The following is a 22,466-nucleotide window of genomic DNA, read 5'->3' on the forward strand; positions in this document are numbered from 1 at the left end:
CGGGCAGCGTTACAGCGTCCAGAACAGCACCGCCAGCAGCTGCGGCGACATGATGCGCAGGAACATCGCCAGCGGATACACGGTGGCGTAAGACAGCGCGGCGGCGCCGCTGGTGGGATGCAGACCGTTGGCGAACGCCAGCGCCGGCGGATCGGTCATCGATCCCGCCAGCATGCCGGACAGCGTCAGATAGTTCATCTTGCCCACCGTGCGCGCCAGAATACCGACGCTCAGCAGCGGAATGGCGGTGATCAGCGCGCCGTACCCGACCCACGTCAGCCCCTCGCCGTGCAACAACGTATCGATGAAGTTGCCGCCCGATTTCAATCCAACCACCGCCAGAAACAGCACGATGCCCAGTTCGCGCAGCGCCAGGTTGGCGCTCGGCGGCATAAACCAATACAGCTTGCCGATGCTGCCGATGCGCCCCAGGATCAGCGCGGCCACCAGCGGCCCGCCGGCCAACCCCAGCCGCAATGCCGCCGGGAAGCCGGGTACGAACAGCGGAATGGAGCCGAGCAGCACCCCGAGGCCGATGCCGATAAAGACCGGCAGCATCTGCACCTGCTGCAGTTTTTGTTGGGCGTTGCCGACGATTGCCGTCACCGCGTCGATGGCCTCCGGCCGACCGACCAGGTTGAGAATGTCGCCGAACTGCAGCGTCACGTTGCTGCCGGCCACCAGCTCCACGCCGGCGCGGTTGAGGCGTGAAATCACCACGTCATACTTCTGCTTCAGGTTCAGATCGCGGATTTTCTTGCCCAGCACCTGCTCGTTGGTCACCACCGCCCTCACCACCTGCAGCGCGGTGCCGCGCGTCGACAGCGAGGCATCCACCTCTTCGCCGATCACCAGCCGGGCATTTTCCAGATCTTCGCGTTTGCCCACCAGATGCAGGTAGTCGCCAAGCTCCAGCCGCTCGTGCGGCGCCGGCACCATCAGCAGCTCCCCGCGTTTGAGGCGCGAACAGACGATCGCTTCACCGTTGAGCAGCGGCACCTGCTTGATCGCCATGCCCTGCAGATTCGGGTTGCGCACCGCCACGTTCATGGCGTGCAGCAGCTCACGCTGATTGCCCAGGCTGCTTTCAAACGCCTGCGCCTCGCGCTCGATGTTGATGCGGAAAAACAGCCGGATCAGCCACATCACCAGCAGAATGCCGCATATGCCGAACGGATAGGCCATGGCGTAGCCCATGCCCATCCCGTCCACCAACGCCGGATCGGAACCGAGATCGGTCAGGATTTGTTGACCGGCACCCAGCGCCGGAGTATTGGTGACCGCGCCGGAGAACACGCCGAGGATGATCGGCAGCGGCACGTCGAACAGCTTGTGCACCGCCGCCGCCACGACACCGCCGGTCAGCACCAGCAGCACCGCGAAGGCGTTGAGGCGCAGACCGGAGACGCGCAGCGAAGAGAAGAAACCGGGGCCGACCTGAATACCGATGGTGTAAACGAACAGGATCAGGCCGAACTCCTGGATAAAGTGCAGCATGTCCCCGTTCAGGCTGATTTGCCCACTCTGGGCGAAGTGACCGACCAGGATGCCGCCGAACAGCACGCCGCCGATGCCCAGCCCGACGCCGTACAGCTTCCAGTTCCCCATCCACAGCCCAATGACGGCCGCCAGCGCCAACATGCTGACGGTCAGGGCGATATCGCTCATAGATCACATCCTTGCCAAAGTTGAATCGGGAATTCGCAGTTAAAAGCACACAGTTAACAAGGATTATGACATCGGACAGACGGGGGGACTGTGGCGTGCGCCACATAACGCAGCGGGGGAGATCCGTCTGGATCTCCCCCGCATGATGATGACCGTTTTTCAGTCGGTTATTTGGCTTCCAGCTCCGGCGTCGCACCGATGGCGATGCGCTGCGGCTGCAAGGCTTCCAGCACCTGACGCACCAGATCGATGTGCAGCAGGCCGTTTTCAAATTTGGCCTCGGACACCTGCAGATGCTCCGCCAGGGTGAAGGTCAGCTGGAACTCTTTGCACACCAGGCCTTGATGCAGGTATTCGACCTGTTTTTCCGGCGGCGTAGGTTTACCGCTGACAGTCAACCGCGGCCCTTCCACTTCGATATTCAGTTCGCTCTGCCGGAAACCGGCCAGCGCCAGAGAAATGCGGTAGTGATTGTCATCGCTTTTCTCGATGTTGTACGGTGGGAACCCCTGGGGTTCCTGGCCACCCATTGAACTGGCCAATTTATCAAAACCAATCCACTGACGCAGAAGCGGGGATAAATCGTAATTACGCATAGGAACAACTCCTTTCATTAAGCGAGATGTGTTTATTCAGCCCCCTGACGGCAGGCTAGGTATTATTTTCCGGCAGCGTACCTGCCGGCGAAACGGGAATTTATTTAATTTCGATGCGGCGCGGTTTTAATGTTTCCGGCACGATGCGTTGCATGTCGATATACAACAGGCCATTCTCCAGTTTGGCGCCTTTAATTTGAATATGTTCGGCCAGCTGGAATTTACGCTCGAAATTACGCTCGGCGATGCCCTGGTATAAATAGGTTTTTTCTGCCGGTTCGTTATTGTGCGCCCCGCGCACGATCAGCAGATTATCTTGCGTGGTGATCTCCAGCTCCTGCTCGGCAAACCCGGCTACCGCGATGGCGATGCGATAATGATTTTCGTCCACCAGCTCGACATTATAAGGCGGATAACCGCCGTTGCCCTGACTCTGACCGGCTTCCAGCGCGTTAAACAAGCGATCGAAACCAATGGCGGAACGGTATAGCGGGGAAAGATCAAAATTACGCATAAAACAGCCTCCTAAGGCACTTCAGCGAGGTTGAAATAAATACGCCTTCCACTCTGGACAGGCTAATTAAGCCAGAATTCCCTTACGGCGAATTCTCAATTCGGCTCTGATGATAAAATGGGGGTTGATTTCATCAATTCAACAGGCGAGGATCAAAAAAACTTCGCACCGATTAGGCGAAAGTTTTTTTACCACTTACACTAAAGTGAGAGAGCCGCCACAGAGCGGGATTTTGCTTCTTTAAAAGCAGCAACAGGATGTTATAAATCAGCTTAATTTAGGGGAACAGCAACCCTGCAGGATGGATTAATGACGACGATGAAAGCGATAGCGACGGGCTGCATGTTGTTGGCGACCAGCGGTTGCTCCAGCGTGATGAGCCATACCGGCCCGAATCAGGGTTACTATCCCGGCACCCGCGCCAGCGTGGACATGCTGAAGGACGACAACACCAGCTGGGCGATGATGCCGCTGGTGGCGCTGGATCTGCCGTTCTCCGCGGTGATGGACACCGTACTGTTGCCTTACGACTATCTGCGTTCCGGCAACGACGCCACCGCAGACTCGCCAAAAGCGCGCATCCTGCGCAGCGAGCAGCAGAATCTGGCGGCAACCGGCAATCCCGGCGAAGGCAACGACAGCACCGCCACCCACTAATCGCGCACGCAGCGGGCCGCCAGGCCCGCCTTACACCTCAACCACAAAGATCTGGTTGAACCCCGCTATCTCGCGCATAAACGCCACTTTCTTGCCATCCGGTGAAAACACCACGGCATCCGCCGACGGCGGCTGCGCGCTGCGCTGCGTTAAACGCTGCAGGCGGCCGCCGGCGACCTCGCACAGCATCACGCTGTTATCGCACACCAAAGCAATCGCCCCGCCCTGCGGGTGCCAGCTGAACGCCGACTGGATGTCATGCTCGCTGCGGCTCACCTGGCGAGGCTCCCCGCCGTTCGGCGACACCGTCCACAGCTGCACCACGCCGCCGCCGTCCTTCATCAAAAATGCGATTTGGCTGCCGTCCGGCGAGCTGCGCAGCCAATGGCGCGGCACACCGGCAACGCCCGGATAACGACGATCGCCGGTAAAGGTTACCCGCCGCTGCCTGACGCCCTGCGGCGGCGCCGGCAGCTCGCTTTCCGTCCCCTGCAGCGGCAAAGCGCCCGCCCTGGCGTAATCGGCATCGTTCTCCGGCAGATCGACGATAAACACCTCCGGCAGCTTCTCGCCGGAGGCGGACAGCGTATCGCCGATGAACGCCAGCGCCCAGCGCTGCCGGCTGCCGTCGGCCTTACGGTAACCTTCGCGGCCGATCCAGCCTTCTTCGTAGGCGCGATTGATCTGATCGCTGCCCGGCTGCGGCTGCGGCACGGTTTCGCTGACCAGCACGCAATAGTGGCTACCGTCATACTCGCGCGGGTGCTGTTTCGGCGGATTGACCCCGTGCAGCGGCACGGCCACCCCGACGTTGCGCAGATCGCGCGCCGGATCGCGTTCGTGCATGACGTGATCGTTGTAGGTAAAGCTAAGACGGCTGCCGTCCGGACTGAAAACGTGCACATGGCTGCCGCCGCGCAGCGCGCCGGGCGTGTAGGGGGCGGTGATATCCAGCGCGTCGAGGGTGATGGCCAACTCGCGATCCGGTTCACTGACGATCACCCCGCGGCGGTGGTGAAAATCATACTGCCAGGCGCTGTCGGGGTGCTCCGGACCGTGGATAAAGGCATAACGCGCCGGCGCATCGGGGCTGACCGTGACCACGCCGACGTGGGCGCCGTGCTGGGCGCGATAAACCACCTCCACCGCGCCGCTGGCGACGTTGACCCGCTCGATGCTCAGACCGGTGAAAGAGGCGCCGCGCGGGCGCACGTCATAAGCCAGCCATTGGCTGTCCGGCGTCCAGACGTTGATATTGGTTAACTGATGCCCGCGAGGGTCGAAAGTCAGTTGTTTTTCCCGATGGCTCATGGCGGTTCTCCTGCGCATGCCGGCACTGAGTCGCCATCTTACCGGATCGGCGACAGCGTTTCACATGGCCTGCGCGGGTAAGGCGGGAGGATTTTTCGGTTCGAAATGACGCAATTATTTTTCAGCGTCTTATCATTTAAGCCGAACGACGGCATCGGCAGGAAATAAGCGGCCGATTAGGCGCTCGCATTCCTGGCGGCGAAACTCAACGGCGCCCATGCCGTATAGGCGGATGCCGCGAGCGCTATTTTTTTCATTCTCATTTCCTTTATCAAAATAAGTCAGCGGCAGCAGCTTCCTTAACGCAAATAAATAAAAAATCGTGTCGCTAAACGACAGGTTAATGATTATTTTCAACGCCAACGCGATGCGCTTCCCCGGCCGTTGCCGCTGGCGGGCCGGGTTGCCCGGCGGTCGGGCGACGGGGTTTACAATCAATACAAAAAAGTACAAACTGGATTTTTAAGTCCAAAATATTACGGAGCCGGTATGAATCCCCTCTTCGATGCCATTGTTTCTGCCCATCAGCAACTGCGCCCTCAGGTACGGGTCACGCCCCTGGAGCGCAGCGTGCTGCTTTCACAGCAGCTCGGCTGTGAGCTGTATCTGAAATGCGACCATCTGCAGCACACCGGCTCCTTTAAATTTCGCGGCGCCAGCAACAAGCTGCGATTGCTGGATAGCGAGCAACGCCGGCGCGGCGTGATCGCCGCCTCAACCGGCAATCACGGCCAGGCGGTCGCCCTGGCGGGGCAGCTGATGGGCGTTGGCGTCACGGTTTATGCGCCGGAGACGGCGGCGAGCATCAAGCTAGACACCATCCGCGCGCTGGGCGGCACCGTGGAACTGGTGCCGGGCGATGCACTGAACGCCGAACTGGCCGGGGAACAGGCCGCCCGCGAACAGGGAAAAACCTATATCTCGCCGTATAACGACGAGCAGGTGATCGCCGGCCAGGGCACCTGCGGCATGGAGCTGGTTGAACAGCTCACCGGTCTGGACGCCGTGTTCGTGGCGGTGGGTGGCGGTGGTTATATCGCCGGTATCGGCACCGTTTTGCGGCAATTGTCGCCGAACACGCAGCTTATCGCCTGCTGGCCTGAAAACGCCACCAGCATGTACAGCGCGCTGGAAGCGGGCCATATCTTCCCGGTGGAAGAGCAAGAAACGCTGTCCGACGGCACCGCCGGCGGCGTCGAACCGGGCGCCGTGACCTTTCCCCTGTGCCAGCAGCTGATCGACCGCAAAGTGCTGGTCAGCGAAGCAGAGATCAAACACGCGATGCGCCGGATCGCCGCCAGCGATCGGTGGATTATCGAAGGCGCGGCCGGCGTGGCGCTGGCGGCGGCGATCAGGCTGGCGCCGGAATTTCAGGGGAAAAAAGTGGCGGTGGTGCTGTGCGGTAAAAACATCGTGCTGGAGAAATACCTTAAGGCCGTCGCCGATGCACATCCTTAACCGGCAGCAAATCCTCGCCGCGTTCGACGCCGAGGCCATAACCGCGCTGCTGAAGCAGGGGTTTATCGCCTATTCGCAGCGGCGGGTGCAACAGCCGCCGGTGCAGCATTTCCTGTTCGAACAGGCCGCCGGCGATTGCTGCATCAAATCCGCCTGGCTGGAAAGCGACGAGCTGTTCGTGGTCAAGGTCTCCGCCGGTTTCTATCGCAACGCCGAACGCGGCCTGGCCAGCAATCAGGGGTTGGTGATGGCGTTCTCCGCCCAGACCGGCGAACCCCGGGCGCTGCTGCAGGATGAGGGCTGGCTGACCGCGCTGCGCACCGCACTGGCCGGCCGCATCGCCGCCGAGCTGTGCGCGCCGCCGCATATTCAGGCGATCGGCATGGTCGGCACCGGCCTGCAGGCACGGCTACAGCTGCAATGCCTGAAACCGGTGACCGATTGCCGCGAGGTGTGGGTGTGGGGCCGCAACGAACAGGCGCTGGCGGCGTATCGGCGCGATGCCGAGGCCGAAGGTTTTCGGGTGCTGACCACGCAGGACGCGGCGGAGCTGGCGGCGCACTGTCAGCTGATCGTGACCACCACGCCCAGCCGCGAACCGATCTTACAGGCGGCGGATATTCGGCCCGGCACGCACATCACCGCCGTGGGCGCCGACGCGCCAGGCAAGCAGGAGCTGGCGACCGATCTGGTGGCCAAGGCGGACGCGCTGCTGGTCGATGCGCTGGTGCAATGTGCTGACTATGGCGAAATCGCGACGGCTTATCGGCAAACTAGGCTCACTTCAACGCCAATCATCGAAATGGGCGCCCTCTTGGCGCAGGGCGGGCGGTTGCGAAGCGAGCCGCAGCACATCACCATCGCCGATCTTACCGGGCTGGCGATTCAGGATCTGCAAATCGCCAAAGGGGTGTTGGCGGCAATATAAAGGGGCGCCGCAGCGCCCCATTTTATCAGCCGTTGAGCACGAACTTCTCGATGGCGCGCGCCACACCGTCTTCGGTATTGGCGCCGGTGACAAACTGCGCCACCGCTTTCAGCTCGGGAATCGCGTTGCCCATCGCCACGCCGACGCCGGCATACTCAATCATCGCCGTATCGTTGGCCTGATCCCCCAGCGTCATGATGTTTTCCCGCGCCACGCCGAGGTGCTCGGCCAGCATTCTCACCCCGGCGCCCTTATCGACGTTCTTGTGCAGAATCTCGAGGAAATAAGGCGCGCTTTTCAAAATGGTATAACGCTCGCGCGTTTCCGACGGGATGCGCGCGATAGCGCGGTCCAACAACTCCGGCTCGTCGATCATCATCACTTTAGGGAAACGCATCTGGCGATCCATCTCTTCCACGCTGCGGTATTTCAGCGGAATACCGGTCATTTCCGCCTCGTGTATGGTGTATTTGCCGATGTCTTTGTTCGGGGTATACAGGGTGTCGAAATCGAACGCCTGGTAGTGAACGCCGAGCTCGCGCGCCATCTGTTCGAAGTGCAGATAGTCCTCGAAGCCCAGCGTTTCCTGCAGGATGCAGGCGCCGTCGACCGCACGCAGCACCAGTGCGCCGTTATAGGTTATACAGAAATCGCCGGGGCCCTGAATGTCCAACTGGCGCAGATAGTCCTGCACGCCGACATAAGGCCGCCCGGTGGCCAGCACCACGTGCACCCCTTTGCGCCGCGCTGCCGCGATAGCCTGCTTTACCGCCGGCGTGATTTGGTGCTGCGGATCCAGCAACGTGCCGTCCATGTCGATCGCAATCAGTTCAATAGCCATTCAACGCTTCTCCCAGTGGTTTTTTCTCATGCTAACGCGTTTCAGCCTCGGCTGTCAGCGCCAAAAAAGGCGTAAAAAAATCCGCGCGGGTCGCCCGGCGCGGATTTTCACAGCCATTAACGCATCAGATATCGATGTTCGCCGCTTTCAGGGCGTTTTCTTCGATAAAGGCGCGGCGCGGTTCAACCGCATCGCCCATCAGCGTGGTGAACAGCTGATCGGCAGCGATGGCGTCCTTGACGGTCACACGCAGCATGCGGCGGCTTTCCGGATCCATGGTGGTTTCCCACAGCTGCTCCGGGTTCATCTCGCCCAGACCTTTATAACGCTGCACCGACAGGCCGCGGCGCGACTCTTTCACCAGCCACTCCAGCGCCTGCTCGAAGCTGTCTACCGGCTGACGACGTTCGCCACGCTCGATGAACGCACCCTCTTCGATCAGCCCGCGCAGCTTCTCGCCCAGCTGGCAGATCTTGCGGTATTCGCCGCCGTGAATGAAGTCGAAGTCCAGCTTATAGTCGGTATCCACGCCGTGGGTGCGGATGCGCAGCGCCGGCTCGAACATCTGGCGCTCACGGTTCTCGAAGATCACGAAGTCATAGCTGCTGCCGTGCTGCTCTTTGTCGTTCAGCGACTGCACCAGCGAAGCGATCCAGGTTTTCACCTTGGCTTCATCGCTGAGATCGCCTTCGTTCAGCGTCGGCTGATAGATCAGGCTGTTCAGCAGCGCGCGCGGGTAGCGGCGCTCCATACGGCCGATCAGCTTCTGCACGCCGTAGTGTTCGGCCACCAGTTTTTCCAGCTGCTCGCCGCCGAGCGCCGGTGCGCTGGCATTGGTGTGCAGCGTAGCGCCGTCCATCGCGATGGCGATCTGGTACTGATCCATCGCCTCGTCATCTTTGATGTACTGCTCTTGCTTGCCTTTCTTCACCTTGTACAGCGGCGGCTGCGCGATGAACACGTGACCACGCTCGATGATTTCCGGCATCTGGCGGTAGAAGAAGGTCAACAGCAGCGTACGGATGTGCGAACCGTCGACGTCGGCATCGGTCATGATGATGATGCTGTGGTAACGCAGCTTATCCGGGCTGTACTCGTCGCGGCCAATGCCGCAACCCAGCGCGGTGATCAGCGTCGCCACTTCCTGCGAGGAGAGCATTTTGTCGAAACGCGCTTTCTCGACGTTGAGGATTTTCCCCTTCAGCGGCAAGATAGCCTGGTTCTTGCGGTTGCGCCCCTGCTTGGCAGAGCCGCCCGCGGAGTCCCCTTCCACCAGGTACAGTTCGGACAGCGCCGGATCGCGTTCCTGGCAGTCCGCCAGTTTGCCCGGCAGGCCGGCCAGATCCAGTGCGCCTTTGCGGCGGGTCATCTCACGCGCTTTACGCGCCGCTTCGCGCGCGCGCGCCGCGTCGATGATTTTGCCGACCACGATTTTCGCGTCGCCTGGATTTTCCATCAGGTAATCCACCAGCTTCTCGTTCATCAACGTTTCAACCGCGGTTTTCACCTCGGAAGAGACCAGCTTGTCCTTGGTCTGAGAAGAGAACTTCGGATCCGGCACCTTCACCGACACCACGGCGATTAAGCCTTCACGCGCATCATCGCCGGTGGCGCTGACCTTGGCCTTCTTGCTGTAGCCTTCCTTTTCCATGTAGCTGTTCAACGTACGGGTCATCGCGGTACGGAAACCGACCAGGTGCGTGCCGCCGTCGCGCTGCGGAATGTTGTTGGTGAAGCAGTAGATGTTTTCCTGGAAACCGTCGTTCCACTGCAGCGCCACTTCCACGCCGATGTCGTCTTTCACGGTCGAGAAGTAGAACACGTTCGGGTGGATCGGGGTTTTGTTCTTGTTCAGATACTCGACAAACGCCTTGATGCCGCCTTCGTAGTGGAAGTGGTCTTCACGGTCGGTGCGCTTGTCCTGCAGGCGGATAGACACGCCGGAGTTGAGGAAGGACAGCTCGCGCAGACGCTTGGCCAGAATGTCGTACTCGAATTCGGTCACATTGGTGAAGGTCTGGTGGCTCGGCCAGAAACGCACCATGGTGCCGGTCTGTTCGGTTTCGCCCACCACATTCAGCGGCGCCTGCGGCTCACCGTGGCTGTAAGTTTGTTCGTGTACTTTGCCTTCGCGGCGGATCACCAGCTCCAGTTTCTCAGACAGGGCGTTAACCACCGAGACGCCCACGCCGTGCAGGCCGCCGGAAACTTTATAGGAGTTGTCGTCGAATTTACCGCCGGCGTGCAGCACGGTCATGATGACCTCTGCGGCTGAAACCCCTTCTTCAGGGTGAATGCCGGTCGGAATGCCGCGGCCGTCATCCTGTACCGATACCGAGTTGTCGGCATGGATGGTGACCTGAATGTCACTACAGTGGCCCGCGAGCGCTTCGTCGATAGCGTTGTCCACAACCTCGAATACCATGTGGTGCAGACCGGTGCCGTCATCGGTATCGCCGATATACATGCCCGGGCGCTTGCGCACCGCATCCAGCCCTTTTAATACCTTGATACTTGAGGAGTCATAAGAATTCGACATCAACGTTTCTCGCTCATTTTAGTCCTGTGGTTGAACCTCTATTTTACCCTGTTCCACGCGGAACATCTTGCCCTTTTCACCGGCCATGTCGGTCACTTGTTCAGCGCTGACCGCGCTGACAAAAACCTGGGCCTGGGTGGCTTTCAGGCGATCGGCCAGCAACCGGCGACGGCCGGTGTCCAGCTCGGAGGCAAAATCATCAATCAGATACAGGCAACGCCGCCCGCTCTGCCGGGTGAGAAACTCACCCTGCGCCAAGCGCAACGCGCACATCAGCAGCTTAAGCTGACCGCGCGATAACAAATCCTCTACCGGCGTGCCGTCGGCACGAATGCGGAAGTCCGCTTTGTGCGGCCCCACCGCGGTATAGGTCAACGCCCTGTCGCGCTCGAACTGGCGCTCCAGCAGCTCGCCGTAGTCGCTCTCTTTGTCCCAGCCGCGCTGGAAGGAGAAGCTCAGGGCGAATTCAGGCAGAAACTGCGCGCAGGTCGCGGTGATATCCGCGGCGATCGCGTCGCTGTATTCCGCCCGCCATTCGCTGATGCGCTCCGCGAGCGGGATCAGTTCCTGATCCCAGGCGCGGATCTGCGCATAGCGACTCACCTGGCGCAGCGCGGCATTGCGCTGCTTCAGTAACCGTTTCAGGTTGCTCCAGGCGGTGAAAAAACCGGGTTCGTTATGAAAACAGCCCCAGTCCAGGAAGGCGCGCCGGAATTTCGGCCCGCCGTTCAGCAGGGTAAAACCTTCGGGAGTGATCAGCTGCATGGGCAGCAGCTGCGCCAGCTCGGCCACCTTGTGGCCGTCGCTGCCATCGATGCGTACTTTGCTGTCACCCTGACGGCTCTTGCTCAATCCTACCGACAGCTCGCGCTCCGTACCTTCTATGCGGCCGTGCAGCACGAACTCCGGCTGGTCGTGGCGGATCACCCGACCGGCCTGCAGGCTGCGAAAGGCGCGGCCGTGCCCGAGGGTATACACCGCTTCCAGCACGCTGGTCTTGCCGCTGCCGTTGGCGCCGACCAAGAAGTTGAATCCCGGCGCCAGTGCCAAATCCGCCGCCTCGATATTGCGGAAATCTTTAATCAATAAACGCGTTAATGCCATGCCAACTCTATCACCGGGAAACTACGCTCACTGTAAGGGCGTTATCGGCGCAGGCAGTTTACGAGCGGACAGCGCACAGCAACCGGAGCGTACACAGAGTACGTGAGGATTGCGAGCACTGCCCAATCGTAAAATGGCAAGCAAGATAGCCCGGATATCGATCACAACCGCATTGGCATGACAACGTAGGCCGCCGCCTGGCTGGCGCCGTCTTCGATTTGCACGCTGGAGACCGAGTCGGTCAACAGCAGGCGCACGTCTTCACACTTGAGCGCGTTCAGCACGTCCAGCACGTAGCTGACGTTGAAGCCGATCTCCATCTCCGCGCCGTCGTAGCTGACGTCGAGGATCTCTTCCGCCTCTTCCTGCTCCGGGTTGTTGGCGGTGATCTTCAGCTGGTTCTGGCTGACGTACAGCCGCACGCCGCGGAATTTCTCGTTCGAGAGAATGGCCGCGCGCGCAAACGCCTGCTTGAGCAGATCGCAGCCGGCTTCCAGCGTTTTATCCGGGTTCTTCGGCAAGACGCGGCGATAGTCCGGGAAACGACCGTCAACCAGCTTGGAGGTGAAGATGAAATCGCCGACGTGGGCGCGGATGTTGTTGCTGCCGATCTGCAACTGCAGCAGCGAATCGCCGCCGTCCAGCAGACGCACCAGCTCCATCACGCCTTTACGCGGCACGATCACCGAATGCGACGGCAGCTGTTGGCCGATCGGCATCGAGCACACCGCCAGGCGGTGGCCGTCGGTCGCGACGGTGCGCAGCTCTTCGCCTTCGGTTTCAAACAGCATGCCGTTCAGGTAATAACGCACGTCCTGATGGGCCATCGAGAACTGGGTGGCTTCAATCAGGCGTTTTAGCGTCGCCTGCGGCAAGGTGAACTCCACCTCGCTTTGCCAGTCGTCCAGGTTCGGGAAGTCCGCCGCAGGCAGCGTGGACAGCGAGAAACGGCTGCGGCCGGACCGCACCAGCATGCGCTCGCTCTCCAGCGTGACGGCGATCTCCGCCCCTTCCGGCAGGCCACGGCAGATATCAAAGAATTTACGCGCGGGCACGGTGGTCGCGCCCGGCTCGTGCGGTTGGGACAGGGCGACGCGCGCCACCATCTCCATCTCCAGATCGGTGCCGGTCAGCAGCAGGCAGCCTTCCGTCACCTGCAGCAGCAGGTTGCCCAGGATCGGCAAGGTCGGGCGGCCGCCCAGCGGGCTGCTCACCTGTTGCAGCGGTTTTAGCAGATGCTCACGTTCAACGATAAATTTCATAGCGCTATGAAGATAATGTTCTGATTAAATTGGAGAAATCTTCTTTGATGTCGTGACTTTCCTCACGCAGCTGCTCGATCTTCCGGCAGGCGTGCAACACCGTGGTATGGTCGCGGCCACCAAACGCATCGCCGATTTCCGGCAGGCTGTGGTTGGTGAGTTCCTTCGCCAGCGCCATCGCCATCTGGCGCGGGCGGGCAACGGATCGCGAACGCCGCTTGGACAGCAAATCCGCGACTTTAATCTTGTAATACTCCGCCACCGTCTTTTGAATATTGTCGATGGTGACCAGCTTTTCCTGCAGTGCCAGCAGATCGCGCAGCGCTTCGCGCACGAAATCGATGGTGATGGCCCGGCCGGTAAAGTTGGCGTTGGCGATCACGCGGTTCAGCGCCCCTTCGAGCTCACGCACGTTGGAACGCAGGCGCTTGGCGATGAAGAACGCCACTTCGCCCGGCAGGCGAATGTCGTTCTCGTCGGCCTTTTTCATCAGGATCGCCACGCGGGTTTCCAGCTCCGGCGGCTCGATCGCCACCGTCAGCCCCCAGCCGAAGCGGGACTTCAAACGATCTTCCACCCCGTTGATCTCTTTAGGGTAGCGATCCGAGGTCAGAATGATCTGCTGATTGCCTTCCAACAGGGCGTTAAAGGTATGGAAGAACTCTTCCTGCGAACGCTCTTTGTTGGCGAAGAATTGGATGTCATCGATCAGCAAGGCGTCGACCGAACGGTAGTAGCGCTTAAACTCTTCGATGGCATTGTTCTGCAACGCTTTGACCATGTCCTGCACGAAGCGTTCCGAGTGCATGTAGACCACTTTGGCGTTGGCCTTGCGCGCCATGATGCCGTTGCCGACCGCGTGCAGCAGGTGAGTTTTACCCAGGCCGGTACCGCCATACAGGAACAAAGGGTTGTAGGCACCGCCCGGATTGTCCGCTACCTGGCGAGCCGCCGCGCGCGCCAATTGGTTGGACTTACCCTCGACGAAGTTGTCGAAGGTGTGTTTAGGGTTGACGTTGGAACGGTAAGAGAGCTCGGGTTGCGCCGCCGCGTTGTCCCAGCTCGGGCGCAAAGGCGCGGCCGTGCGCGCCGCCGGGGCCGCAGGGGCGCTGCTGACGCTGGCGGCCACGGTCTGGCTGATCACCTGCGTGATCGGCTTGCTGCCGACTTCAAAACGCAGCAAAGGCGCATCCGTGCCGCAGAAATCATTCAGCAGACCATTGATGTTGTTTAAGTACTTATCGCGAACCCAATCCAGCACAAAGCGGTTAGGCGCATACAGCGCCAGGGTATTGTCACTCAGTTCCGCCTGCAATGGGCGTATCCACATACTAAATTCTGTGGCAGGTAACTCATCCTGCAATCGGGCAAGACACTGCTGCCAAAGCGAAAGTGACACGGCGGACTCCACTCGAACAAGATCAATAAAGAAAAGAAACGGGCAACTTTTTTATAACTCATGATTTTTGACACATACCCGGCATCGGCTGTTTGCCTGTGGGGGATGCGAACCGCCTTTCACGGTTTGTGTCCCTCACGATCCCGGCATGAGGGATCGCGATCGGAATGACGGATCATAGCGCAATCCGAGCAAGAGATCCTCCCCTTCCTCACAGATTAGATCCATTTTATCCACAGGCCGCGGCCGGCGGCGATCTTTTCACCGCCGGCGCCGGATGACCACGCAGATCCCGGTCGCTGCGCCGCGTTTTTTACATTGTCAACCGGTTATACCCTGTTATCCACGCCGGATCCTGCGATCGCGCGCAAAGGATCTCACGGGGATCCTTGCGATTTCACCCCGAGTCCGTATAATCTTCGCCCTACGTGTGATACCTGGTTCCTTATGGTGCGTCATTAGCCAGACAGGATTCTGCGGTGACCACGGGCCAAGACCGGATTTTGTTCCGTTATTGGCAGACAACCAGGTAGGCTGGCGCGATGCGAATTGACTCAGGACTGTACAATTATTACAATCCCGCTTCTTTATGTATTGCGATTGAGGCGTCGGTCATCTTCACGCCGAGTAGCCAAACGCGTTTACTGATCAGTAATTATTTTAAGTTTAGGTAGAAATCGCTATGAAACGCACTTTCCAACCGTCCGTATTGAAGCGCAACCGTAGCCACGGTTTCCGTGCTCGTATGGCCACCAAAAATGGTCGTCAAGTTCTGGCCCGCCGTCGTGCGAAAGGCCGTGCTCGTCTGACTGTTTCTAAGTAATAAAGCTAACCCGCTGAGTGGTTAAGCTCGCTTTTCCCAGGGAGTTACGTTTGTTAACTCCCACTCATTTCACTTTCGTCTTCCAGCAGCCACAACGGGCTGGCACGCCGCAAATCACCATCCTCGGCCGCCTGAACCAGCTGGGGCATCCCCGCATCGGTCTTACCGTCGCCAAAAAACACGTCAAACGCGCGCACGAGCGTAATCGGATCAAACGCCTAACCCGCGAAAGCTTCCGCCTGCGCCAGCACGAATTACCGGCGATGGATTTTGTCGTGGTGGCCAAAAAGGGGATAGCGGATTTGGATAACCGCGCGCTGACGGAAGCTTTGGATAAATTATGGCGTCGCCACTGTCGCCAGGCTCCCGCATCCTGATCGGGCTGGTGCGGGCCTATCAGCTCGTCATCAGTCCGCTGCTAGGGCCTCGTTGTCGCTTCCAGCCGACATGCTCTCATTACGCAATTGAGGCATTAAGCAGGTTTGGCATGATAAAAGGCAGTTGGTTAGCATTGAAACGCGTATTAAAATGCCACCCTTTGAACCCAGGTGGCGATGATCCGGTGCCGCCAAAAACCGACGATAACAGAGAACACTAACGATGGATTCGCAACGCAATCTTCTCCTCATCGCTCTGCTGTTCGTGTCTTTCATGATCTGGCAGGCATGGCAAACGGACAACGCTCCGCAGCCGGCCGCACAGACCACGCAACAGACTTCGAACGCAGTAGCCGGTGATGCCGCCAGCCAGGCCGTGCCAGCCAGTGGTCAGGGTAAGCTGATTACCGTGAACACCGACGTGCTGTCACTGACCATCAACACCCGTGGTGGCGATATCGAGCAGGCTAAACTGTTGGCCTACCCGGATACTCTGGGTTCATCGACTCCGTTCCAACTGCTGGAAACCACTCCGTCGTTCGTCTATCAGGCGCAAAGCGGCCTGACCGGTAAAAACGGCCCGGACAACCCGGCCAACGGCGAACGCCCGCTGTATCAGGCGGCACAAGACAGCTACACCCTGCCGGAAGGCCAGGACGAGCTGCGCATCCCGCTGACCTACACCGATAAAGACGGCGCGGTCTACACCAAGACTTTCGTGCTCAAACGCAACCACTATGCGGTCGGCGTGGATTACAGCATCGACAACAAAGGCGCGGCACCGCTGGAGCTGACCCTGTTCGGCCAGCTGAAGCAGACCACCGAATTGCCTAAGCACCGCGACACCGGCAGCAGCAACTTCGCGCTGCACACCTTCCGCGGCGCGGCGTACTCGTCCAGCGATGACAAGTACCAGAAATACGCGTTCGACAAAGACGAAAACCTGAGCGTCACCACCAAAGACGGTTGGGTCGCCATGCTGCAACAGTACTTCGCCACCGCGTGGGTACCGGCGACCAAGGGTGACAACACCTTCTACACCGCCAAACCGGGCGACAACCTGTCCACCATCGGCTTCAAATCTACGCCGGTCGTGGTGCAGCCGGGCGCTCAGCAGCAGCTGAACGCGACCCTGTGGGTCGGTCCGGAGCTGCAGGACCAGATGGCCCAGCTGGCGCCGCACCTGGACCTGACCGTGGATTACGGTTGGCTGTGGTTCATCTCCCAGCCGCTGTTCAAACTGCTGAAGTTCATCCACGGCTTTATCGGTAACTGGGGCTTCTCCATCATCATCATCACCTTCATCGTGCGCGGCATCATGTACCCGCTGACCAGGGCGCAGTACACCTCGATGGCGAAAATGCGCATGCTGCAGCCGAAGCTGCAGGCGATGCGCGAGCGCATCGGCGATGACAAACAGCGCATGAGCCAAGAGATGATGGCGCTGTACAAGGCGGAGAAAGTGAACCCGCTCGGCGGCTGCCTGCCGCTGATCATTCAGATGCCGATCTTCCTGGCGCTGTACTACATGCTGATGGGTTCGGTCGAGCTGCGCCACGCGCCGTTCGCCCTGTGGATCCATGACCTGTCGGCGCAAGACCCGTACTACATCCTGCCAATCCTGATGGGCGTGACGATGTTCTTCATTCAGAAGATGTCACCGACCACCGTGACTGACCCGATGCAGCAGAAAATCATGACCTTCATGCCGGTGATCTTCACAGTGTTCTTCCTGTGGTTCCCGTCCGGTCTGGTGCTGTACTACATCGTCAGTAACCTGGTGACCATCCTGCAGCAGCAGCTGATTTACCGTGGTCTGGAAAAACGCGGTCTGCACAGCCGCGACAAGAAAAAAAGCTAAGCGTATTGTAGGGGTTCGGCGCGCCGACCCTTACAGTCACACCAAAGGCGGTCATTAGACCGCCTTTTTGCATCTTAATCGTCAGAGAGAACCGTTATGAGCACCACCGATACCATCGTAGCCCAAGCCACCCCGCCGGGACGCGGCGGCGTCGGCATTCTACGCATTTCCGGAAGCCAGGCCAAAGACGTCGCCCAGGCGTTGCTCGGCAAGCTGCCGAAGCCGCGCTACGCTGACTATCTGCCGTTCCGCGACGCCACGGGCGCCACCCTCGATCAGGGCATCGCGCTGTGGTTCCCGGGGCCGAACTCCTTTACCGGCGAAGACGTGCTGGAACTGCAGGGCCACGGCGGGCCGGTGATCCTCGATCTGTTGCTCAAGCGCGTGCTGGCCCTGCCCGACGTGCGCATCGCACGGCCCGGCGAGTTCTCCGAACGCGCGTTCCTCAACGACAAACTCGATTTGGCGCAGGCCGAAGCGATTGCCGATCTGATCGACGCCAGCTCCGAGCAGGCGGCGCGTTCGGCGATGAACTCGCTGCAGGGCGCCTTCTCCACCCGCATCCACCAGCTCGTGGAAGCGCTCACTCACCTGCGAATCTACGTGGAAGCGGCGATCGACTTCCCGGACGAGGAAATCGACTTCCTGTCCGACGGTAAAATCGAGGCGCAGCTCAACGACGTGATGGCGGATCTGGACAGCGTGCGCGGCGAAGCGCGCCAGGGCAGCCTGCTGCGCGAAGGGATGAAGGTGGTGATCGCCGGGCGCCCCAACGCCGGTAAATCCAGCCTGCTCAATGCGTTGGCCGGGCGTGAAGCGGCGATCGTCACCGATATCGCCGGCACCACCCGCGACGTCCTGCGCGAACATATCCATATCGACGGCATGCCGCTGCACATCATCGACACCGCCGGCCTGCGCGACGCCAGCGACGAAGTTGAGCGTATCGGCATCGAACGTGCGTGGAACGAGATCGAACAAGCCGACAGAGTGCTGTTTATGGTGGACGGCACCACCACCGCCGCCACCGAGCCGGCGGAGATCTGGCCGGAGTTTATGGCGCGCCTGCCGGGCACGCTGCCGATCACCGTGGTGCGCAACAAGGCCGACATCACCGGCGAAACGCTGGGTCTGACGGAAGTGAACAACCACTCACTTATTCGCCTGTCGGCGCGCACCGGCGAAGGCGTCGATGTGCTGCGCGATCATCTGAAACAGAGCATGGGCTTCACCAGCAACATGGAAGGCGGTTTCCTGGCGCGCCGTCGCCACCTGCAGGCGCTGGAACTGGCGGCACAGCACCTGGTGCAAGGCAAAGAACAGTTAGTGAGCGCTTACGCGGGCGAGCTGTTGGCCGAGGAGCTGCGCCAGGCGCAGCTGGCCTTGAGTGAAATCACCGGCGAATTCACCTCCGACGACCTGCTGGGCCGCATCTTCTCCAGCTTCTGTATCGGTAAATAACGCCGCCAGACGCCTTCACGGCCGGGACAAGCCCTTGTTCCGGCCGTTTTTCTTTCCCGCGCTCTGCGCGCCGGCTCACAGAGCCGCTACCGCCCTCCACGCTATACTGAAAAGTCAGGAATCTCTCTCAGGAACGAGTCAACATGGCATTGACCCTCAAGGTACTGCTGGAAAACCGCCGCGCCGCCGGCGCCAACCCACTATTGCAGGCCAAGGCCGGGCTAAGCCTGCTGATTGAGGATGAGACGACGTCCATACTGTTCGATACCGGCCCCGACGACTGCTTTCTGCGCAATGCGGCGCTGATGGGCGTCGATCTCTCCCGTATTACCGCAACGGTGCTCTCCCACGGCCACTATGACCACTGCGGCGGCGTCGCCTGGCTGCCGGACAACAGCCGCATCATCTGTCACCCGCAGGTCGGCGATGAGCGCTATGCGGCGCTGAAGGTGCTGGGCCACACCCGCAAAATCAAAAAGCTCTCTTTGGATATCGACTACGCGCGCCATCGTATGCAATACAGCCGTAAACCGCTGGCGATCGGCGATCGCTTTATGTGGTCAGGCGAAATCGCGGTACCCGCACCGCGCGCCTACGGGGTGATCGCCGGGGAAAACGCGGCGGTGGATTACGTGATCGACGAAGGCGTGCTGATTTACAAATCGGATCGCGGTCTGGTGATCGTGACCGGCTGTGGGCACCGCGGGATCGTCAATATCGTGCGCCACTGCCAGAAAATAACCGGGATCGATCGGATCCACGCCTTGATCGGCGGTTTTCATCTGCGCTGCGCTTCCCCGCGCACGCTCTGGCACGTCCGCCGTTTTTTGCGGCAGCATCAGCCGGAAAAGATCATGGGCTGCCACTGTACCGGCACCTGGGGCCGGCTATGGCTGCCGGCAGGGATCTCGCCGGCCACCGGCGATAGCTGGATCCTGGAATAACGCCTGCGCCGCTCATCATTGAAATCGGCAACAAATCGGATAAAACGCATAGTGTTTTTTGATGATAAATCCTCAACTTAGTCTTAATCTAACACCCCTGCGTTCTTAGCGCCCCTCTGTCATGGAGTGAACAATGGCGTGTCATTTTGCCCGCTGGACACCGGCCTCCGCTGTCCTAGATACCCAAAGACTCTCCGACGAAGTGATAGCCGCCACCCGCACCTTTTCCGTTAAACGCCGCACGCGCTTTCTGCAAGGGCGCATTCTGCTCGCCGAAATGATGTTCTACCTGTACGGTCTGCCGACGCTGCCCCCCATCGCCACCACGCCGACCGGCCGCCCCTGTTTCGCCGATCATCAGCTGCCCGATTTCAGCCTCGCTTACGCCAGCAACACCGTGGGCGTGCTGCTCAGCGACGAGGGCAAAGTGGGACTGGATATCGAAGTGATGCGGGCGCGCGGTACCCGGCAAAGCGCGCTGCAACACGCGCATCAGACGCCGGCGGAAAGTGCCTGGATCGGCGCGCAGGACGATCGGCTGGAGGCAGAAACTCAGCTGTGGAGCATCCGGCAAAGCGTGCTGAAAATTTCCGGCCTCGGCAACAGCGGCCAGGCTACGCTGCGTCTGCATCCCTTCTCCGGCCACCTGCGCTCCAGCGCCACGCCGGACGTTCAGGTGATGAGCGACGCCGACGAATACCTGAGCTGGGCCTGCGCCGGCAGCCCCGGCCTGGACCGCCTGCTGTGCTGGCGCTACGAAGAGCGCCGCGGCCTGCACAAAGACGGGGAAATCTCGCCGCGCAGCCCGGCGGCGTCCTCGCGCTTCGTTAAACTGACGGGCCTGAAGACGCCCGGTTAACGCAGCGCAAAGCGGATAACGCTGTCTTTACCGCACAAGTTGCTGGATTAAATTGTAAAGACAGCTAAATGTTGAGCAATCACCTATTCTCGACCCGCGCTTTAGCCTACTATTCGCCCATGTTGTACGCTGAATCTGCTCATTCGAAAGGGAGAATCACCATGTCAGACCAAGCCTTGAAAATCGTCACTCTGCTCGGTAGCCTGCGCAAAGGCTCCTACAACGCCATGGTGGCCCGCGCCCTGCCTGGACTGGCCCCACAGGGCGTCACCATTGAAGTGCTACCCTCTATCCGCGATATCCCGCTGTACGACGCCGACATGCAACAGGGTGAAGGCTTCCCTGCCGCTGTCGAGGCGATCGCCGAACAGATCCGCCAGGCCGACGGCGTGATCATCGTCACCCCTGAATATAACTATTCCGTGCCCGGCGGGTTGAAGAACGCCATCGACTGGCTGTCTCGCTTGCCGAATCAGCCGCTGGCCGGCAAGCCGGTCGCCATTCAAACCAGCTCGATGGGGCCGATCGGCGGCGCGCGCTGCCAATATCATCTGCGCCAGATCTTGGTGTTCCTCGATGCGATGGTAATGAACAAGCCTGAGTTTATGGGCGGCGTGATCCAGAGCAAGGTCGATGAACAGGCCGGTGAACTGAGCGATCAGGGAACGCTGGATTTCCTGACCGGTCAGCTGTCCGCGTTCAGCGATTTTATTCGCCGCGTGGAGTGACCGTCTCGCGGCGCCCGCGGGGCGCCGCAACAGGACATGAAGTCCGTCAATTCATTGAAAATTAAAGCCATAGCATCATGTATTTTTTCATCTTAGCGTTATTTTTTGTTTCCATCACCAGTCCCGCTTTCGCCGCAGACATGCGTTATCCCGCCGGTGAAGAGCCGCTGGAGCTACCGGCACACAGCGCGCTCAACGCCCAGCTGTCGCGATCCGCGCAAAACCAGGAAGACAAAAAGCTGGGCGCCATGTCGCTGTACCTGACGCTGATGCGCGAAGACGGCCGCAACGTCTGGGCGCCCTACCAGCTGGCGGTATCGTCGGCGGAGAAAGGCCAAACCGAGCTGGCGGAGCGTTACCTGCAGCTGAGCGCCGACCGCGGCCTGTGGTACTACTACAACCTGCTGGAGGACGACGCCTTCAACAGCATCCAGCACTCCGCCACCTACCAATCGATCCTGGCCGCCACCAAAGCGCGCTATCTGCAGCACGCCCGTCACTATGAAGGCAAGGCCAGCTACGCGATGCCGGACGGAGAAGCGCCGCCTGAAGGCTGGCCAACGGTGATCTTCCTGCATACCTACGGCAAAGCCGCCGCCATCAGCCCCGAAGAACGGCTGCTGTTCGGCGAAATGGGCGTGGCGTACATCGAGATCAACGGCACGCAGATGCTGTCGGAAAACAGCTTCCGCTGGTCGAATTACAGCGACGAGAGCACCCACACCGCCATTCAGCGTACGCTGCAACAGCTGGCTCCGCAGCTAAAGCTGAATACCCAACGGATTTACCTCAGCGCCCGCGGCCAGGGCGCACTGCACGCCGCCAACCTGATCGCGAAGTACCCGCAGTTTTACGCCGGCGCGCTCCTGATCGCCCCCAACGGCGAGATCAAGCCGGCCCAGCAGTCGCTGGCGGCGCAAAAGAAAATCGTGATGGCGTATTACGATCGGCAGAACTTCAGCGAGCAGGCGCTGGCATTGCACTTCGCCAATCTGTTCGGGGAGGATAATCAGGTGCAGACGCTGCACTTCGCCCAGGGCGAGGATGCCGCCGGCAGTTGGCAGGCGCGCTTCAGGCGGCCATTGCAGTGGGTGTTGGATCGGGCGCCGGATGCGACGCCGGGCGTCTAGGGGTTC

The 22,466-nt window shown here is 60.2% G+C and carries 22 protein-coding genes; 12 read left to right on the plus strand and 10 right to left on the minus strand.

Features of this window, described 5'->3' with window-relative positions:
* Positions 1-9: 9 nt before the first annotated feature.
* The 3 genes from GF111_RS12780 to ibpA form a co-directional block, all read right to left on the minus strand.
* Positions 10-1,668: a putative transporter gene (locus GF111_RS12780; RefSeq protein ID WP_047729572.1), complete on the minus strand. Its 1,659-nt coding sequence runs from the start codon at positions 1,666-1,668 to the stop codon at positions 10-12.
* A gap of 167 nt (positions 1,669-1,835) precedes the next feature.
* Complete coding sequence (ibpB, locus tag GF111_RS12785; protein ID WP_147190061.1) at positions 1,836-2,264, minus strand: small heat shock chaperone IbpB; 429 nt, start codon at positions 2,262-2,264, stop codon at positions 1,836-1,838.
* Between the two features lie 100 nt (positions 2,265-2,364).
* The gene (ibpA, locus tag GF111_RS12790; protein ID WP_004933919.1) at positions 2,365-2,778 is read right to left on the minus strand and encodes a small heat shock chaperone IbpA; all 414 of its coding nucleotides are present in this window, start codon (positions 2,776-2,778) and stop codon (positions 2,365-2,367) included.
* Positions 2,779-3,087: 309 nt separating this feature from the next.
* On the opposite strand from ibpA, the gene GF111_RS12795 reads away from it, so the two are divergent.
* The gene (locus tag GF111_RS12795; RefSeq protein ID WP_016929593.1) at positions 3,088-3,435 is read left to right on the plus strand and encodes a YceK/YidQ family lipoprotein; all 348 of its coding nucleotides are present in this window, start codon (positions 3,088-3,090) and stop codon (positions 3,433-3,435) included.
* Between the two features lie 30 nt (positions 3,436-3,465).
* Here GF111_RS12795 and GF111_RS12800 read toward each other — a convergent pair whose 3' ends face one another.
* On the minus strand, positions 3,466-4,746 hold the full coding sequence (locus GF111_RS12800; protein ID WP_147190059.1) for a DUF3748 domain-containing protein: 1,281 nt from the start codon (positions 4,744-4,746) through the stop codon (positions 3,466-3,468).
* 132 nt (positions 4,747-4,878) lie between these two features.
* Positions 4,879-5,199 carry a hypothetical protein gene (locus GF111_RS12805; protein WP_038876003.1) on the minus strand — a complete coding sequence of 107 codons (321 nt, stop codon included), beginning with the start codon at positions 5,197-5,199 and terminating at the stop codon, positions 4,879-4,881.
* Positions 5,200-5,235: 36 nt separating this feature from the next.
* Here GF111_RS12805 and GF111_RS12810 point away from each other — a divergent pair, with 36 nt between their 5' ends.
* Positions 5,236-6,204: a threonine/serine dehydratase gene (locus tag GF111_RS12810; protein ID WP_038876004.1), complete on the plus strand. Its 969-nt coding sequence runs from the start codon at positions 5,236-5,238 to the stop codon at positions 6,202-6,204.
* On the plus strand, positions 6,191-7,132 hold the full coding sequence (locus tag GF111_RS12815) for an ornithine cyclodeaminase family protein (protein ID WP_147190057.1): 942 nt from the start codon (positions 6,191-6,193) through the stop codon (positions 7,130-7,132). The genes GF111_RS12810 and GF111_RS12815 overlap by 14 nt, the downstream gene beginning before the upstream one ends.
* A gap of 25 nt (positions 7,133-7,157) precedes the next feature.
* Here GF111_RS12815 and yidA read toward each other — a convergent pair whose 3' ends face one another.
* The 5 genes from yidA to dnaA form a co-directional block, all read right to left on the minus strand.
* Positions 7,158-7,973, minus strand: a complete 816-nt coding sequence (yidA, locus tag GF111_RS12820; RefSeq protein WP_047729576.1) for a sugar-phosphatase — start codon at positions 7,971-7,973, stop codon at positions 7,158-7,160.
* Positions 7,974-8,097: 124 nt separating this feature from the next.
* Positions 8,098-10,512 (minus strand): DNA topoisomerase (ATP-hydrolyzing) subunit B, encoded by a 2,415-nt coding sequence (gene gyrB / locus GF111_RS12825; RefSeq protein WP_147190054.1) that lies wholly within the window; start codon positions 10,510-10,512, stop codon positions 8,098-8,100.
* 18 nt (positions 10,513-10,530) lie between these two features.
* Entirely contained in the window at positions 10,531-11,616 is a 1,086-nt protein-coding gene (recF, locus tag GF111_RS12830; RefSeq protein WP_033636531.1) for a DNA replication/repair protein RecF, read from the minus strand.
* A 161-nt stretch (positions 11,617-11,777) separates the two neighbouring features.
* The gene (gene dnaN, locus GF111_RS12835) at positions 11,778-12,878 is read right to left on the minus strand and encodes a DNA polymerase III subunit beta (protein WP_047729577.1); all 1,101 of its coding nucleotides are present in this window, start codon (positions 12,876-12,878) and stop codon (positions 11,778-11,780) included.
* A gap of 4 nt (positions 12,879-12,882) precedes the next feature.
* Positions 12,883-14,277 (minus strand): chromosomal replication initiator protein DnaA, encoded by a 1,395-nt coding sequence (gene dnaA / locus GF111_RS12840; protein WP_048232285.1) that lies wholly within the window; start codon positions 14,275-14,277, stop codon positions 12,883-12,885.
* A 682-nt stretch (positions 14,278-14,959) separates the two neighbouring features.
* Here dnaA and rpmH point away from each other — a divergent pair.
* The 9 genes from rpmH (at position 14,960) to GF111_RS12885 (ending at position 22,460) form a co-directional block, all read left to right on the plus strand.
* Complete coding sequence (gene rpmH, locus GF111_RS12845; RefSeq protein WP_000831330.1) at positions 14,960-15,100, plus strand: 50S ribosomal protein L34; 141 nt, start codon at positions 14,960-14,962, stop codon at positions 15,098-15,100.
* A gap of 17 nt (positions 15,101-15,117) precedes the next feature.
* Positions 15,118-15,477, plus strand: coding sequence for a ribonuclease P protein component (gene rnpA, locus GF111_RS12850; protein ID WP_004933883.1), 360 nt, complete (start codon positions 15,118-15,120; stop codon positions 15,475-15,477).
* Positions 15,441-15,698, plus strand: a complete 258-nt coding sequence (gene yidD, locus GF111_RS12855) for a membrane protein insertion efficiency factor YidD (RefSeq protein WP_004933881.1) — start codon at positions 15,441-15,443, stop codon at positions 15,696-15,698. The genes rnpA and yidD overlap by 37 nt, the downstream gene beginning before the upstream one ends.
* A gap of 2 nt (positions 15,699-15,700) precedes the next feature.
* On the plus strand, positions 15,701-17,338 hold the full coding sequence (yidC, locus tag GF111_RS12860) for a membrane protein insertase YidC (protein WP_147190052.1): 1,638 nt from the start codon (positions 15,701-15,703) through the stop codon (positions 17,336-17,338).
* Between the two features lie 96 nt (positions 17,339-17,434).
* Complete coding sequence (gene mnmE / locus GF111_RS12865) at positions 17,435-18,799, plus strand: tRNA uridine-5-carboxymethylaminomethyl(34) synthesis GTPase MnmE (protein ID WP_038876016.1); 1,365 nt, start codon at positions 17,435-17,437, stop codon at positions 18,797-18,799.
* A 143-nt stretch (positions 18,800-18,942) separates the two neighbouring features.
* Entirely contained in the window at positions 18,943-19,743 is an 801-nt protein-coding gene (locus GF111_RS12870) for an MBL fold metallo-hydrolase (RefSeq protein WP_048232282.1), read from the plus strand.
* Between the two features lie 133 nt (positions 19,744-19,876).
* Complete coding sequence (locus tag GF111_RS12875; RefSeq protein ID WP_038876020.1) at positions 19,877-20,602, plus strand: 4'-phosphopantetheinyl transferase superfamily protein; 726 nt, start codon at positions 19,877-19,879, stop codon at positions 20,600-20,602.
* A gap of 161 nt (positions 20,603-20,763) precedes the next feature.
* Positions 20,764-21,330, plus strand: coding sequence for an NADPH-dependent FMN reductase (locus GF111_RS12880; RefSeq protein ID WP_147190050.1), 567 nt, complete (start codon positions 20,764-20,766; stop codon positions 21,328-21,330).
* 77 nt (positions 21,331-21,407) lie between these two features.
* A complete protein-coding gene (locus GF111_RS12885) occupies positions 21,408-22,460 on the plus strand; it encodes a hypothetical protein (RefSeq protein WP_038876022.1) in 1,053 nt (350 codons plus the stop codon).
* The last annotated feature ends 6 nt before the right edge of the window (positions 22,461-22,466 follow it).

Origin of the sequence: Serratia sp. HRI (genome assembly GCF_010119335.3) — a bacterium.
In the GTDB taxonomy this organism is placed as follows: Bacteria; Pseudomonadota; Gammaproteobacteria; order Enterobacterales; family Enterobacteriaceae; genus Serratia; species Serratia nevei.